At 45.3% G+C, this 15,249-nt stretch carries 12 protein-coding genes; 10 read left to right on the top strand and 2 right to left on the bottom strand.

Going from position 1 to position 15,249, the window contains the following annotated elements:
* Positions 1 to 570 precede the first annotated feature (570 nt).
* On the bottom strand, positions 571 to 1,764 hold the full coding sequence (locus tag VTH8203_RS08180) for a C45 family autoproteolytic acyltransferase/hydrolase (protein ID WP_096993227.1): 1,194 nt from the start codon (positions 1,762 to 1,764) through the stop codon (positions 571 to 573).
* A gap of 136 nt (positions 1,765 to 1,900) precedes the next feature.
* Between VTH8203_RS08180 and VTH8203_RS08175 the strand changes: the two genes are divergently transcribed.
* From VTH8203_RS08175 to VTH8203_RS08160, 4 genes are all read left to right on the top strand, one after another.
* The gene (locus VTH8203_RS08175) at positions 1,901 to 2,308 is read left to right on the top strand and encodes a helix-turn-helix domain-containing protein (RefSeq protein WP_096993226.1); all 408 of its coding nucleotides are present in this window, start codon (positions 1,901 to 1,903) and stop codon (positions 2,306 to 2,308) included.
* Positions 2,309 to 2,447: 139 nt separating this feature from the next.
* Positions 2,448 to 2,825: a hypothetical protein gene (locus VTH8203_RS08170; RefSeq protein ID WP_096993225.1), complete on the top strand. Its 378-nt coding sequence runs from the start codon at positions 2,448 to 2,450 to the stop codon at positions 2,823 to 2,825.
* A gap of 430 nt (positions 2,826 to 3,255) precedes the next feature.
* Positions 3,256 to 3,753 (top strand): outer membrane beta-barrel protein, encoded by a 498-nt coding sequence (locus VTH8203_RS08165; protein ID WP_096993224.1) that lies wholly within the window; start codon positions 3,256 to 3,258, stop codon positions 3,751 to 3,753.
* A gap of 550 nt (positions 3,754 to 4,303) precedes the next feature.
* Positions 4,304 to 4,573, top strand: coding sequence for a hypothetical protein (locus VTH8203_RS08160; RefSeq protein WP_096993223.1), 270 nt, complete (start codon positions 4,304 to 4,306; stop codon positions 4,571 to 4,573).
* Positions 4,574 to 4,657: 84 nt separating this feature from the next.
* Here VTH8203_RS08160 and VTH8203_RS08155 read toward each other — a convergent pair whose 3' ends face one another.
* Complete coding sequence (locus tag VTH8203_RS08155) at positions 4,658 to 6,439, bottom strand: ABC transporter ATP-binding protein/permease (RefSeq protein ID WP_096993222.1); 1,782 nt, start codon at positions 6,437 to 6,439, stop codon at positions 4,658 to 4,660.
* 355 nt (positions 6,440 to 6,794) lie between these two features.
* Here VTH8203_RS08155 and VTH8203_RS08145 point away from each other — a divergent pair, with 355 nt between their 5' ends.
* The 6 genes from VTH8203_RS08145 to VTH8203_RS08120 all read left to right on the top strand — a co-directional run bounded on the left by VTH8203_RS08145 (position 6,795) and on the right by VTH8203_RS08120 (position 15,129).
* Entirely contained in the window at positions 6,795 to 8,450 is a 1,656-nt protein-coding gene (locus tag VTH8203_RS08145) for an ABC transporter substrate-binding protein (protein ID WP_096993220.1), read from the top strand.
* Between the two features lie 116 nt (positions 8,451 to 8,566).
* Positions 8,567 to 9,556, top strand: coding sequence for an ABC transporter permease (locus VTH8203_RS08140; RefSeq protein ID WP_096993219.1), 990 nt, complete (start codon positions 8,567 to 8,569; stop codon positions 9,554 to 9,556).
* A gap of 13 nt (positions 9,557 to 9,569) precedes the next feature.
* On the top strand, positions 9,570 to 10,508 hold the full coding sequence (locus VTH8203_RS08135) for an ABC transporter permease (protein WP_096993218.1): 939 nt from the start codon (positions 9,570 to 9,572) through the stop codon (positions 10,506 to 10,508).
* A complete protein-coding gene (locus VTH8203_RS08130; protein ID WP_096993217.1) occupies positions 10,501 to 11,508 on the top strand; it encodes an ABC transporter ATP-binding protein in 1,008 nt (335 codons plus the stop codon). The genes VTH8203_RS08135 and VTH8203_RS08130 overlap by 8 nt, the downstream gene beginning before the upstream one ends.
* 2 nt (positions 11,509 to 11,510) lie before the next feature.
* On the top strand, positions 11,511 to 12,539 hold the full coding sequence (locus VTH8203_RS08125) for an ABC transporter ATP-binding protein (protein WP_096993216.1): 1,029 nt from the start codon (positions 11,511 to 11,513) through the stop codon (positions 12,537 to 12,539).
* Positions 12,540 to 12,561: 22 nt separating this feature from the next.
* Positions 12,562 to 15,129: a glycoside hydrolase family 3 protein gene (locus tag VTH8203_RS08120; RefSeq protein ID WP_096993215.1), complete on the top strand. Its 2,568-nt coding sequence runs from the start codon at positions 12,562 to 12,564 to the stop codon at positions 15,127 to 15,129.
* Positions 15,130 to 15,249: the final 120 nt, after the last annotated feature.

The following is a 15,249-nucleotide window of genomic DNA, read 5'->3' as shown; positions in this document are numbered from 1 at the left end:
ATGCTGACTACCTAGCACTCACCCGATTTTGTGGTTATCAGGAGGATCGTCCTCTCACGATTTAGATCCCGATTGGCAAATGCCAACCTTCGTTACATTGTCAGAGCCGCTACTTTATTCAGGCTCCTAGGTTCATCTGGTGATACAGATGGTTCACTCGTTAAGCGGTGAACAGCGCTTCATACGACTTCACGTCGCACGCCCCAAAGTCAGCTAGAGCAGATCTTCAAGATAGATGATTAATCTACTTCTAGCCTTAATTTTCCTAATGCACTTCACTATAGAGAAAACACCTGTCCTAGTTCTCTCGGTTAGGCATTTCCACATTATCTATTATTTGCTGAATGTTCTGTCTTCTCAAACTTTTAAATCACAGTCACATTGCAGCCAGAAGCAAGATGTTGGCAGAGAGCACAAGAGTCTTTTTGTTCAATCGATGGGCTAGCGCACTCAAACATCAGTACAACGCTAAACCACAACACATATAGGTTTCTTCGTCGCGTTTTAAAACGCGTAGGCCCTAAAGGGGGCGAGTGACTACCTGATTCAGATCTACCGTCGATTTTGAAATTACTTCTCAAGACATACTCGCTGGAAGTTATTCCAGTCACCGACACCTGGAGCCACTTCCATACAGCCTTCTTTAGCATCCATTACTGCTGTCAATGTTGAGATAAAATCAGAACCATAAGCGGCATGCTGCGCGATAGGCTTGGTATTCAGAACATATTTAGCAGCATCGACATTGCCCTCAGGGGTGTTATCGATGAACTGCTGTGCAAACTCTGCGCGCCACTCGGTGTATGCTGTCGCAACAGTACGCTGTACACTTTTCTCACCTAAACCAACAGATTCTGCGAAGGCTTGCATTACGCCCGAGCGCTCAGAGTGGTTAGCGTGCCCAACACCAGCAGGACGTTTAATCACATAGTTCTCACCATCAAGCATTTCTATACCAACGGTATTACCCTTGCTATCAGCAAAGTTAAAATGAGAAGCGACCACTGTGCGGTATTGGTCGAGGATCTTTTCCGCATCATCAACGTTCTTAGCATTGCGCACGAGATAGTTTTGCAACGCACCTAGCTCAATCGCGCTGTCTGCATCAAGCCCAACACCCTTAGAGTCAGTACCTTGGAAGTTAATCACAACGCCGATATCTTTACCTAGCGTTTGACCTGAACCATAGAAGCCAGATGCCATCACCTGTACATAATCATCCGCTTGCAATATCCAGTAGTTACCCCCAGAAAGTGATGGCGTGTCGTTTACCTGACCAACAACACCTGTGCCAGCGAAACTTACTGTTGTACATCCACTTAACGCAGACTGGGCTGCCGATGCCAACGCGGCATCTAGTTGCGATAGAGTGAACATAGTTTCTAGTGAAATCCCGCCCACTTTGGCCAGCGCTTCAACGATTTCAAAGTATTCAGGGTTTAACTTTCGTGAGTTTTCTAACACCTTCATTGAGTCTTTCTCAAACTCGACCACATTGATACCTGCTAGCTTATAAACGTACTGCGCTTCCTTAATACCACGTCGAACTTCTTCGCCTACCTGCTTTTCAAATAGCTCAGCGTAATCTACTGATTTTACACCGCGAATATCCACAATAGGTAGGCTTTCCTGCTGCACAAATGCTTGCGGAGCATAGTAAGGCTGGTTCACATCCAGACCTGGAGCTGGCTCAAGAGAAATCGCCTGAGCCGCGCCAGATAGTGCAAGTACAGTAGCAAGGATTGCGCGTTTCGTCGTTAGCATGATGTTTACCCTTATAATATTTGGTTAATCAGTAGAGACGGTATGTGTCTTCTTGTCTGGCTATTAAATTATCATTTCAAATTTCCGAAATTCAGATACCATTAAAGGATTGATTCCAGAAAAACGGACAAAGGCGATGGCAGAAATAGAAACGGAAGGATTCGAGTTTTTTGGCGTTGAAGAGACGGTATTTCGAAAAATGGTCATAGAGCGAATCGAGGCGCTCATGGTTCAAGAAGGGCTATCTAAAAACGGGCTGGCTAAAAAGGCGGACATTGGTCGTTCTGCTCTTTATGAGAAGATGGATCGAGAAGCGAAGAGCCATTTCACCATTTTGGATTTTTTTCGAATTGCCAAAGCGCTCGATGTTAGTTTACTGCAATTGTTCCCCATGACTCAGTTAGAGCGCCTACATGGCGGCCAACTGCCGCTTTCGGCAAGTACGCTAAAGTTTCTCGATCTCATGCTAGCAGCGCCTAAAGAGGACATAGAATTTCTCTCTAACTTCTACGCTTCTTTGAAAAAGCGCGATGGTGACAACTAAACCTAATACCCAAAAGTCACATCCATAATTCATACAATTTACTCCGTTCCTTTCCGAATAATGGAAAAGCTCTCTAGTAATCTAAGCCTCAATCGCACACAACGTGCTTACTTTGAGCCCGAAATTACAGGAGGCAGCCATGAAAGCCATTCATAAAGTTTTTCTAACACCTTTATTGACACTTGCCATGTGCTCAACTGCATTGGCTGCTAAGTCGCCAGAACCTACGTCTAGATCAAACCAAACCGAGCAATATGCGATGGTTATCGCGTCGGGGAAAATGCTCAGTCTCACCCAATGGAAAGTAGAAGTAGATTTCGGTCAAGCACTCAAAATCGCCCTAAAAAATAAAGACCTACTTAGAGATGAGGGAGGTAAAACTCTTTCCTTTAACTCTCCTATGGATGCGCTCAACTATATGAACAGCCAAGGCTGGGTATTAGTGTCTGCCAACTCCACTGACGATCGATTTACGGCAATCATTAAACGCAAGGTGATTGAAAGTGACGCTGAATAACACCGAGTTATTTGCCGCTCAAATTTGTCATTACTGAATTACGCAATAAAAGGCGGTCTTCACGTGGAAAGTAGACGAGTTATACCGAGCATGTTTATATCAACAGCACATAGAAGTTTGTTGCAAGAACCTTCAGAGAACAAAGTGACTGTCCCTAACCTGTGCGCTTTATCGGCAGCGAGTTATTCATCGAGAATTAGGCCCTGTCACTTGCTAGATCATAGTTACGTATTTGGCTTGTCATCAGAGAGACGGACGCTACTCGAGTCTGAAACTAACCGACTAAGAATCAGAGCATTAAGCTGCTTGATTTTGAAACATCAACAGGAATTTGAAGCCTTAAAGCTGCCTCTGCTATCTGCACTCAGTATTTTTGAATCATTAGATTTGGAAAAAACATCACTACACAACAATCGTTAGGAAATTGTATATGAAACTTAAGAATAAACTTTTGTTGCTATCAACATCACTATTTGCATTGCCAACGCTCGCACAAGGTTTGTATGCCGGTGCAAGTATTGGTCACGGCAACCAACAAAATGTAGTTCATGATGTGAGCACGGCAACTGGATATTTAATGGCTGGCTATCGATTTAATGAAAACATTGGTGCTGAATACCGTTTTGGCGGTGTCAATACTAATGATAGCTATATCAATGACCTAAGATCATACAACAGCTTGTATGTGCGCGGCAGCTACGAAATCGATCCAGGCTTTGAGGTTTATGGCCTTGTTGGTTTTACTCAAGCTAGGGGTGGTAACTATTTCTCAAATGGTAGCCGAACTACGAGCAGCCCTAGTTTTGGTCTCGGCGCTCGTTTTGAGATTGCAGAGGATCTAGGATTAAACGCCGAATACGTGTCCGTCATTTCAAAGCGCGAGTATTCATTGTCTGCGGTTTACTTTGGTATCGATTACCGCTTCTAAACGTTCGCTAACAAGTGCATGGACGCACTTGAGCTCCTTTATTAATACGCCAGACTTACCTCGACAAAGCACAAAACTGTTATCGTTGTCTGGATTAAGCTTGCAGACTCCTACTGTGCCCCATTTCGTGCTTCAAGCCATCTTCAAAATTGACGTCATTCCCTTGAAAAAGGGAATCTCATTCGGCGCGTCGAAAAGCTAAATTACGTGACTTAGTCGATTACTTTCAGTCACCTAACCGCGGTAGGAGATCCTCACTTTCGTAAGGATGACGGGTAGATAGGGTATGTTAAAAGTTAAAGAATGTAGAGCATTTCTGTCCAGAGACGTGTTACATACCCATGTACACATAAATATTGTCTTCCGACATTTTTCTGTGGAAATTTGCCTATCCTGAAATGAGCACGGGCGTGGAATAGTTACATTGACGGATGTTGCAAATGTCAGTGCATTAATGAGGGGCGACTCAAGGTTTGACAGTTTGTGTTGGCGAATTTACCAGAGTTGGCTAGGTTCATAGTGTAACTACACAGAGGATAAGGAGAATTCGATGGATTGTAGCTCGCTTGCAGTTTGCATGAACATTAACGGAACGGATTTGACGTTAGCATGGGGACCGAACAAAACTAAACAGCAATGTCTTGACGAATACCACAGTATAGCGGCTGACCTCAACGCCAAAACCTATACGCTCAACCTAAAAGATCATGTCGGCTCAACGCTGGTTAAACCGATTTCTCATAGAAAGGCGTCAGAGTTGATGGATGAGTGGGGCGATATCCAAAACAACTTGAATCAAGATCTTGATATCCATTGGTAGTGGGTCGAATAAAAACGCTTATGCTCTTGTTTGCTATCAACCAAAAAAGGGCTTTTCTATGAAACCTAAGTGCTGGTGCACAGACTATTTTATCACGGGCTGTTTAAACTGAAGTTCGACCAAACGCTTATACAGCTCGCAATTTTCTAGTAACGAATGGTGATCGCCAATATCGACCAATCGTCCATGATCTAATACTGCAATTTGGTCTGCGTGCTGAATGGTGGAAAGACGGTGCGCGATGATAATAGTGGTTCTTCCGACCATGAGCTCTTCTAATGCCTGCTGCACATGATGTTCACTCTCGCTATCGAGGGCGCTTGTCGCTTCATCGAGTAAAAGAATCTTTGGATCTTTGAGGATAGCGCGCGCAATCGCGATACGTTGACGTTGCCCGCCAGAGAGCCGCACGCCTCTTTCGCCCAAGAAGCTGTGGTAACCCTCTGGCAATTGCATGATGAAATCATGAGCGTGTGCTTTTTTGGCCGCTTCAATCACTTGCTCATCCGTCGCGTCTGGGTTGCCATAGCGGATGTTATGAAAGACGTCGTGGCTAAACAAAGCTGGCTGCTGTGGAACTAAGGCCATTTGCTTGCGAAGTTCATGAGGGTCAAACTCGCGAATATCGACGTTACCTAGCTTGACCTGTCCAACTTGAGGGTCGTAGAAACGCTGCAAAAGCTCAAATACCGTTGTTTTTCCTGCCCCAGATGGTCCCACGAGAGCGAGCACTTTACCTTCGTCCGCTTTAAGTGTTAATCGTTCCGTGGCAGGTTGAGAAGGGCGTGATGGATAATGGAAGGTGACATCTTCGAATACAACGTCAGATGATAACGTGTTAGTGGCGGTAAAGACGCACTCTGGCGCTTTGATATGACTATCCACTCGCAGGATTTCGACTAGGCGTTCTGTCGCACCTGCGGCGCGTTGCAGCTCGCCTAGTACTTCTGAAATGGTCGCTAAAGAGGAAGCCACCATAATGGCGTAGAATACAAAAGCACCAAGGTCACCAGCGGACATGGTGCCATGAATCACGTCGCTTCCTCCAACCCAAAGCATGCCTGCGATAGCGGTAAAGACAATCACGATGACACCAGAAATTAAGATGGCGCGCTGTTTCACTCGTCGACGACCGATTTCATACGCCCGCTCTACTTCCTCTGCAAAAGCAGCACGCTCTTGCGCTTCAAAACTGCAGCTTTGAACGGTTTTGATATGTTCAATCGCTTCGCCAGCGTAACTGCCTACATCCGCCATAGAGTCTTGGCTTTGGCGCGAAAGGGCTCTTACTCGGCGTCCATAGAACAAGATGGGGATTAGAATAAACGGCACCGATGCTAGAACAATCAATGTCAGCTTAATGTTGGTAGCAAACAGCATAATAATGGCACCAATACACATCAGCGCACTGCGCATCGCCATCGAAAAAGAAGAGCCAATAATGCTTTGTAGCAGCGTCGTATCTGTGGTGATTCGAGACATGATATCGCCGCTGCCGTTGGTCTCAAAATAACTCGGATGCAGGGTAATGATGTGATTGAATACCGCAAGGCGGATATCTGCGCTGACGCGCTCGCCGACAGATGAAACTAAATAAAATCTAAAAAACGTACCAATAGAAATGCATATTGTGACCAGCATGATAAATTGAATCGCACTGCCTAAATCTTGCAGTGATTGCTGAGTAAAACCTTGGTCAATTAAGATGCGAACCCCATGGCCGACGGATAGAGTCAGTCCTGCGGTAAAAATGAGAGCGACGAGAGCGGCAAATACCTTACCTTGGTAAGGACGAATGAAATTCACCAGCTCAAAAAGAATGGCTAAGTTTTTGCTCTTAGCTCTGGATGGGTCTTGTTGTTGCATTGATGTGCCTAATGGTTGGCTTTATTCCTTAAAGTTATGGGGGTGGATTTACAAATAGCAACACTCTTGGCCATTTTGGCTTACAAAAGCGTGAACCTCATACTGAGAAGAGGTAAATTTCATGAAATATTTCAGAATAAGAATCTGATTAATATGGATATAATGCAAAAAATAACTAAAAAGTTTCATGGAGTGGAAAGTTTCTGTGCCACGGTTTTTAGTTTTAACAAATAGGCAACCCATTGCTGAGCCAATGTGGTTTTAGTCACGTTTATAATCCCATATCCTCGCTAGTATCCTTGAAAAACAACGATAACGAACTCCGCCTACACAGTTCGTATACAAGGATAGATAGATGAAAAAAACGCTGCTTCTTACTTCTGCAATCGCTGCATCAATGGTTATCCCCGTTCACGCTGAAGAATCGTCTTCCATGCCAAACTTGAAAATTCTCAACGAATTCTCAACGGGCTGGGTCCGTAACTTCAACCCATGGTTTGGTGGTCGATCTGACTTTGCTTATGAATCGCTATATATCTTCGATATCTTAGACTCTGAAAACGTCCACCCTTGGTTAGCAACAGGCTATCAACTGAGTGATGATTTGATGGTATTGACGGTCGATCTTCGTGATGGGGTACTCTGGTCTGATGGTAAACCGTTTACCGCTGATGATGTGGTGTTCACGTACGACTACCCGAAAGCGCACCCAGAGATTGATACGGGCGGTGTCAGCGGCAAAGTTGAGAAAGTGGAAAAGGTTAATGACCTGCAAGTTAAAATCTATCTAAAAGAACCGAATGCGTTTGCAGCGCGCGATATTCTTGGTGAAACGGTTCGTATTGTACCGAAACATATTTGGGAAGGTGTCGATTCACCTGCGCAAAGTACCAATGAGAATCCTGTGGGCACGCGGCCATTCACAGAAATTCAGCGTTTTACTCCACAAGTTTATGTTCAGTGTCGTAATCCGAATTATTGGAATAAAGACCTTAAAATTGATTGTTTAGAGTTCCCACAATTTTCCAGTAACGATGCGGCATTAGAAATGTTGTCAAAAGGCAGCGTCGACTGGGCTGGTATCTTTATTCCTGATATCGAGCGTACGTTTGTTTCTAAACATCCAAATAATAAATATTGGTTCCCATCAAACGATGGCGTTCGTATCACCTTTAACTATAAAACAGAAAATGAAGGTGCGAATAAAGCCTTCCATGATGTGAACTTCCGCAAAGCGGTAAGTCTATCAATGGACCGTGAAGCAATGATGATGATTGGTTCCTACGGTTACGTTGTTGGTGGAAATCCAGCAACAAACTTACCAAAAGGTATGTGGAATTGGCGTGATGAACAGGCCGACAAAACGTGGGCGGAAGTTAATCGGTACGACATTAACAAAGCTAAGCAGTTATTGGCAGACGGCGGTTATAAAGATACCAATGGTGACGGATTTGTTGAGAACCCAGATGGCAGCAAATTGACTTTCAAGATTCAGGTTCCAAGTGGCTGGAGTGACTGGGTAAACAACACGTCTATTGCGGTAGAAGGTTTGCGCATGGCGGGGATTGATGCAACGGTGATTACACCTGAGGCCAACGCATATGCGAAAAACTGGGAGACAGCGAACTTCGATGCCACCTTCGGTGCGGGTTCAATGCAATCTTCAGTGTGGAAGTTCTACGATTTCACTATGGGTTCTGAATACGTACAAAGTCCAGTGTGGTGGTCTACTACCGTTAGTAACTATGTTGACCCACAACTTGACCAGTGGATCTCAGAGCTAGGTTTGACTAAAGACGAAGATCAACAGAAGAAAATTGCGGCTAACGTAGAACGTTACTTTGCCGAAAATGTGATTCAAATTCCTCTTTACTACAACGGTATCTGGTACGCATACAACGACTCTCGTTTTGAAGGTTGGGCTAATGAAGATAATCAAATTGGTCACCCTGCACCTTGGAATGGTATGAGCCGTCTTGTTCACCTAATGAGCCTAAAACCGAAAGGTTAATCCAGTTCAGCGTAGTCTCTTGAGCGAGGGAGGCTGCGCTTTTTTCTCTCACTTCTCTTACTTGTCGGCTCACCACTAGGGTGCGCTGAGGGGAAAGTCTAATTGGAATTTAGGTTATGAGATATTTATTTAGCCGATTTGGCTTCTATTTGCTGGCCTTTGTTGCCGCAGTAACCATTAACTTCTTCTTACCAAGATTGATGCCGGGTGACCCTATTCAATCATTTTTAGGTCGTCTAGCTCAAAATGGTGGGCAAATTACGCCAGAGACCATTGCTTCTCTTGAAGCACTTTATGGCTACTCCACCAATACGCCATTGTTTCAACAGTTTTTGACCTACCTACAAAGCATCATGACGGGGGAGTGGGGTACATCGACGCGCTTCTTCCAGCCTGTTTTTGATGTTCTTGGCCGAGGTATGTTATGGACACTGCTGCTGGTTGGCTCTTACCTTGTTGTGTCTTATGGCATTACAACGTTGCTCGGTATTTGGGTGGCATGGAAACGAGGCACATGGGTAGATTCGGTCATCACTGTAGGATCGGTAGTGATATCTTCGATTCCTGCTGTGGTTATGGCGCTACTCATGTATTTTATCTTTGCGTCAGACCTTGGCTGGTTTCCAACCAGTTACGCTTACGATCCTTCTCTCGACCCTGCCATGAGTTTTGAGTTTATCCGTAGCGTGGTTTATCACTTAGCCCTGCCGTTATTAAGTATGGTGCTTCTTGGTATGGGTAACGTTATGGGCATGCGTTCCAACATGATTAACCAGCTTGGTGAAGACTTTATCGTGATGGGCTGGGCAAAGGGCGTGAAAGACAAAAAGGTCATGCTGCAATACGGTGCGCGTAATGCCGTGCTGCCAATGATTACTACCTTTGCGATGTCGGTAGGTGCCATCTTTGCAGGCTCGCTGATTATCGAAATCATCTTCAACTATCCAGGACTAGGTCAGGTCATGTTCCAAGCTATGCTTGCGCGTGACTACCCATTGATACAAGGCTACCTGCTTATCATGACTATCATGGTACTGGGCGCTAATTTTATCGCGGATTTACTACTGTTCGTGCTTGACCCACGTCTTCGCACTGAGTTGGGTTAAAGGAGTTAACAGCATGAAATACATAAAAATGGCTAAACAATTTTTCTTGGATAATCCAAAAGCGGCGGTTGGGATCTTCTTAGTCGCAACCGTGGTGTTGATGTGCGTGTTTGCGCCGCTTCTTACCGATGTGCTACCTGGTGCTCGTGTTGGTCGACCACACCAAGCACCAAACCCAGACAATATTTTAGGTACGACACGTATGGGGCGCGATGTCTGGTCTCAGCTCCTTTACGGTGGTCGTGTGTCGCTTATGGTTGGCTTTGTCGCTGGTACGTTTGTGATTGTTATGGCGATGGTTATCGGTATCGCTTCCGGCTACTTTGGTGGAGTAATTGATAACGTATTGTCATTCTTTACTAACCTAGTGATGGTAATTCCAAGCCTACCGTTAATGCTGGTATTGGCGGCGTTCCTCGACCAAGTTTCGCCTCTGGTTATCGCGATAATCATTGGTGCGACGTCATGGCCTTGGGGAGCACGAGTACTGCGTGCGCAGACCTTAGCGATTCGAAATAAGGACTTTGTTCACGCAGCAGAAGTGATGGGTGAGACCAAGCCTAGAATGCTGTTTGCTGAAATTATGCCAAACATGATGTCTATTCTAGCGAGTAGTTTTATTGGAACGGTTATCTACGCCATTATGACGCAAGCTACCTTGGAGTTTATTGGACTAGGCGATCCTCTTGCGGTGACATGGGGCGGCATGTTGTACAACGCCGATCAGACCTCTGCGATACGTATCGGTGCTTGGTGGGAAATTATGGCGCCTTCTGTTGCGCTTGCATCAGTAGCCATTGGTTTAGCTCTTATCAACTTCTCTATTGATGAGATATCAAATCCGAAATTGAAAGCTCAACGAATTATGGCGCGTTACCGTCGTGAAGAGAAAAAAGCAGCGAAAGAAGCTGCGAAGCAACAGCGCTTACAAATGGAGAATGCCAATGGTTAATTTCACACATACAGAAACATCGACGTTGGTAGATGTTCGAAATCTCTGTGTCGACTATGTGACCTTTGATGGCAAAGTTCGTGCGGTTAACAACGTGAGTTTTCATATTAACCGTGGCGAGATTTTGGGCTTGGCAGGTGAGTCAGGTTGCGGTAAATCAACCATTGCTTACTCACTAATGCGCTTACACAGGCCGCCAGCGTTGATCTCAGAAGGTGAAATCCTATTCGAAGGTCAAGATGTACTAAAAATGGACGACGATGAGTTAAGAAACTTCCGCTGGAAGGATACGTCGATGGTTTTTCAAAGCGCAATGAACTGTTTAAATCCAGTCAAAACCATTGAATATCAGTTCTTCGATATTTTTGACGCTCATGGTTTGGTATCGAGCCGAGAGGAGAGCATTGAGAAAGCGAAAGAGTTACTGCGTATCGTAGATATTCCAACAGAGCGTCTGTTTGATTATCCACACCAGTTTTCAGGGGGAATGCGTCAACGTGTCGTTATTGCGATGGCGTTAGCGCTCAATCCAAAGATACTTATTATGGATGAACCTACTACTGCACTTGATGTGGTGGTACAACGCGAAATCTTGCAGAAAGTGTATGAGCTTAAAGAACGTTTTGGTTTCTCAATTTTGTTTATTACCCATGACCTTAGTCTAATGGTGGAGCTGTGTGACCGTATTGGCATCATGTACTCGGGTCAATTAGTGGAACTGGCACCTTCGAAGGTCATATTGCAGCAGCCGAACCATCCTTACGCACATGGCTTGGGTGATTCCTTCCCAACACTAAAAGGTGAATTGCAAGAGATGAAAGGCATTCCGGGATCGCCTTTAGATCTTAAAAAAGTGCCACCAGGTTGTCGTTTTGCGCCTCGCTGCTTTAAAGCGACCACGCAATGCCGAACCCAAGAACCAAAGTTAGTTAGTTTAGGACAGTCGCGCTGGGTGGCTTGTCACACACCACTGCAACTTGAAACCGAAGGAGTGGCGTAATTATGAATGCAAGAAGTCCTCATATTGACCAAGCAGCTTTGAATGCAAAACATCCAGTTATTCTAGAAGCGAAAGATCTTTGTATCGATTTTCGTAAAAAAGGCGCATCGATTTTCTCGCCAAAACAGTACTTACGTGCGGTAAATGGGCTCAATTTCCAACTTCGTGAAGCGCGCTGTGTGGCCGTCGTTGGTGAGTCGGGGTGCGGTAAAAGTACCAGTGCCAAAATAGCCACCAAAATTCACAAGGCGACGGAAGGTGGAATTTACTATCACGGTACTAACATTGATGAGTTTACCTCCGGAGAAGAGCTAGATGCTTATCGACGCGATGTTCAAATGGTCTTCCAAGACCCGTTCAGTTCATTAAACCCATTGCACACGATTCGCTATCACTTGATGCGACCACTGCAGATCTATCATGGATTGAAGCCGGGTAAAGAGATGGAATACCGCTTGGTTAAAATTCTTACTCAGGTCGGCCTGACGCCACCAAAAGAAGTGTTGGATAAGTTTCCACATCAGTTGTCAGGCGGTCAGCGCCAACGGGTTTTCTTAGCGAAAACATTGGCTATCGGAGCGAAGGTGATTTTAGCGGATGAGCCCACCTCTATGTTGGATGTGTCAATTCGTATCGGTGTACTGAACCTAATGAATCGTATGAAGCATGAAATGGGCAAGTCGTTTATGTACATCACCCATGATATTGCGACAGCGCGCTATTTTGCTGAAGACACCATAGTGCTGTACTGCGGTCATATGGTGGAATGGGGGGATACAGAACAAATCACGCAAAACCCACAACACCCGTATACCCAGCTATTGCTTGCGGCCGTGCCGGATCCAAGCCGCAGTATTCACGACAAGCTGCCGACGCATCGTTCGATGGAAACGCCAATGTGGTCACCTGAAAAGAAAGGTTGTCCCTACGCAGGGCGTTGTCCACAGGCGAAAATGGAATGCTCGGAGTATTTACCAGAGCCAGTCGAGATTTCGTCCAATCATTTTACTCGTTGTCATTTATTCACATAGTTTTTGTATTTAGGAATTCACGATGTCTTATCAAACACCTTATTTTAAAGAATGGCCACAAATTAAATCGGCTATCGCCAAGGACACTGCGATAGAAAATGAAGTTGCCAATATTGTGGCTCAGATGACAATCGAAGAGAAACTGGGTCAGATGATCCAGCCAGATCTTCGTGGTGTCACGCCAGCAGAGGCAAAACAGTACAAGTTAGGGTCTATTTTGAATGGTGGCGGAGCGTGGCCAAACGAAAATAAGCACGCCAGCGCGCAAGATTGGAGCGACAAAGCCGATGAATTCTGGCATGCCATCGAAGAAGCTTATGCAGACAGACCATTTCGTATTCCATTTATGTGGGCGACCGATGCAGTACATGGTCACAATAACGTATTCAGTGCGACGGTGTTTCCACACAACATTGGTTTAGGCGCTGCACGCGACCCTGAGTTGATTCAACGAATTGGCAAAATTACTGCGATTGAAGTCGCAGCCACAGGCTTAGACTGGACATTTGCTCCAACAGTAGCAACGCCACGTGATTTACGTTGGGGACGTGTTTACGAAGGTTATTCTGAAGACCCTGAAATTACCTTCGCCTACGCCGCTAAAATGGTGACTGGCCTTCAGGGAACGGCAGACGATCTAAAGGGCGAGCACCATGTGATATCGAATGTAAAACACTGGGTTGGAGACGGTGGCACGCTTACCGGGGTAGACCGAGGCAAAAATGGTTACTCAGAAGATTTGCTCAGAAATATCCATGCTATGGGTTATTTCAGCGGTCTAGAAGCGGGTGCTCAAGTGGTCATGTCGTCATTCAATACTTGGGAAAATGAAGCGAATTATGATCACAATCCTGAAGTCGGTGAACGTTATAACTATAAGATTCATGGGAGCAAGTACCTTTTAAACGATGTGCTCAAAGGCAAAATGGGCTTTGATGGTTTAATTGTCACTGACTGGCATGGGCATGCAGAGGTCAGCAAATGTACCGATGGTGATGCAACGTATGCGATCAATGCGGGCAATGATGTATTGATGGTGCCAGTACATGAGCACTGGATTGCGGTGTACCACAAGGCGTTAGAAGACATTAAGTCAGGCGTCATTCCAATGACGCGCATCGACGATGCGGTGACTCGTATTCTCCGCGTCAAAATGCGTGCTGGTTTATGGCACAAGCCGTCACCCAAAAAGCGAGCGCTAGCAGGCAAGCAATCGTTACTCGGTGCGCCTGAGCATCGAGAGGTAGCACGAGAAGCGGTACGTAAATCCTTGGTGTTACTCAAAAACAAAGACCAGATATTGCCTCTAAACCCTAATCAAAAAGTATTGCTAACGGGCAGTGCAGCGGATGATCTTCAGAAGCAATCAGGCGGTTGGAACTTAACATGGCAGGGTGATGAGAACACGCTAGATGACTTCCCTGGGGCAACCACGTTCAAGATGGCGCTAATCAACGAACTCGTAAGTGACGTTGTCACTTATGACCCGCAGCTTGAGTCAACCATTCAAGCTGGTGATGTGGCGGTTGTTGTCATCGGAGAGGACCCTTACGCGGAAATGATGGGAGATATCAAAGCGTGGCAAACCTTAGAGTTTGGAAAACTTAAGCGTAGCTATAAGGCTGATGTCGAGAAGATTCACAAGTTGCATAAACTGGGCGCTAAAGTCATCACGGTATTCTACAGCGGTCGTCCTTTGTATTTAAATGAAGAGATAGCTAAGTCAGACGCCTTTGTCGCCGCTTGGCTTCCGGGCAGTGAAGGAAAGGGTATCACGGATGTCTTGATCGCGGACACTCAAGGTCGCCCTCGATATGATTTTCAGGGTAAGCTGTCATACAGTTGGCCAAACAAAAAACGCAGTGCGACGGTCAGCCGTATTCCGCAACATATTCCAGATTATCAGGTACCGGAATTGGAGCAGTCTCCATTGGGTGAGCACGCTCCGCTATTTGAATACGGTTATGGACTCAACTACTCAAATGCGCTTCAGCAGACCGACCTTGACCATCTTGAATTAGATAATTCGGGAGCACAGGGCGAAGGTGTTGCGGACAATGCCACTGAGATCTACGGTGTAAAATCGACGATTGGCGATTTCCAATTGAAAGTCGCAGACTTCAATCACTGGATTGGTAGTGATGTCTCGCGCAACAATCCGATGTCGTTAAAAACAATTGATACTAAGCCGTATAACTATCAGCAGCAGCAAGATGCGGTTGAGCTAACGTTTAAAGGTGGTTTTGCCGCAGCGTACATTCAAACGGGCGATGGTGGTATTGAGAACTTATCGGGTTATGGCTCTGCAAAAGGGACGTTGAGTTTTGAGGTTAAGGTGTCTAAAGCCCCTCAGCAGCCTGTTTATTTGTCATTGCAAAAATGGACAGAGAACAAGCTACCCGATGATATTGCCAAAGTTGATATTACCGACAAACTGCAATCTTTGGATCAGTTTGTCACAATTAATATCCCTACCTCTCTCTTTGTCGCTCAAGATGTGGATCTGGCATTTTTGGACACACCGTTCATGCTGTTTAGCGAGGGGGAGTTCAAAACCGTGCTTGCCAATGTACGTTGGCATAACGATTAACAAGAAATGTATTAATCTTTCATCAAAGGCTCTTAATCAGGCTGTCTCTTGTATAGAAATCCCTAAGCTACAGCTTAGGGATTTTTTTTGAGCTAGTTTTATATTTCATTATCTTTGACG

It is taken from the genome of Vibrio thalassae (assembly GCF_900089835.1).
Lineage (GTDB): Bacteria > Pseudomonadota > Gammaproteobacteria > Enterobacterales > Vibrionaceae > Vibrio > Vibrio thalassae.
This window is presented reverse-complemented; position numbering and strand designations above follow the sequence as displayed.

What these genes read in the sequence shown, in the direction of transcription:
- VTH8203_RS08130 (WP_096993217.1), top strand. Translation starts at nt 10,501, where the DNA reads ATGGTTAATTTCACACATACAGAAACATCGACGTTGGTAGATGTTCGA.
- VTH8203_RS08140 (WP_096993219.1), top strand. Translation starts at nt 8,567, where the DNA reads ATGAGATATTTATTTAGCCGATTTGGCTTCTATTTGCTGGCCTTTGTT.
- VTH8203_RS08160 (WP_096993223.1), top strand. Translation starts at nt 4,304, where the DNA reads ATGGATTGTAGCTCGCTTGCAGTTTGCATGAACATTAACGGAACGGAT.
- VTH8203_RS08165 (WP_096993224.1), top strand. Translation starts at nt 3,256, where the DNA reads ATGAAACTTAAGAATAAACTTTTGTTGCTATCAACATCACTATTTGCA.
- VTH8203_RS08175 (WP_096993226.1), top strand. Translation starts at nt 1,901, where the DNA reads ATGGCAGAAATAGAAACGGAAGGATTCGAGTTTTTTGGCGTTGAAGAG.
- VTH8203_RS08145 (WP_096993220.1), top strand. Translation starts at nt 6,795, where the DNA reads ATGAAAAAAACGCTGCTTCTTACTTCTGCAATCGCTGCATCAATGGTT.
- VTH8203_RS08155 (WP_096993222.1), bottom strand. Translation starts at nt 6,439, where the DNA reads ATGCAACAACAAGACCCATCCAGAGCTAAGAGCAAAAACTTAGCCATT.
- VTH8203_RS08170 (WP_096993225.1), top strand. Translation starts at nt 2,448, where the DNA reads ATGAAAGCCATTCATAAAGTTTTTCTAACACCTTTATTGACACTTGCC.
- VTH8203_RS08180 (WP_096993227.1), bottom strand. Translation starts at nt 1,764, where the DNA reads ATGCTAACGACGAAACGCGCAATCCTTGCTACTGTACTTGCACTATCT.
- VTH8203_RS08125 (WP_096993216.1), top strand. Translation starts at nt 11,511, where the DNA reads ATGAATGCAAGAAGTCCTCATATTGACCAAGCAGCTTTGAATGCAAAA.
- VTH8203_RS08120 (WP_096993215.1), top strand. Translation starts at nt 12,562, where the DNA reads ATGTCTTATCAAACACCTTATTTTAAAGAATGGCCACAAATTAAATCG.
- VTH8203_RS08135 (WP_096993218.1), top strand. Translation starts at nt 9,570, where the DNA reads ATGAAATACATAAAAATGGCTAAACAATTTTTCTTGGATAATCCAAAA.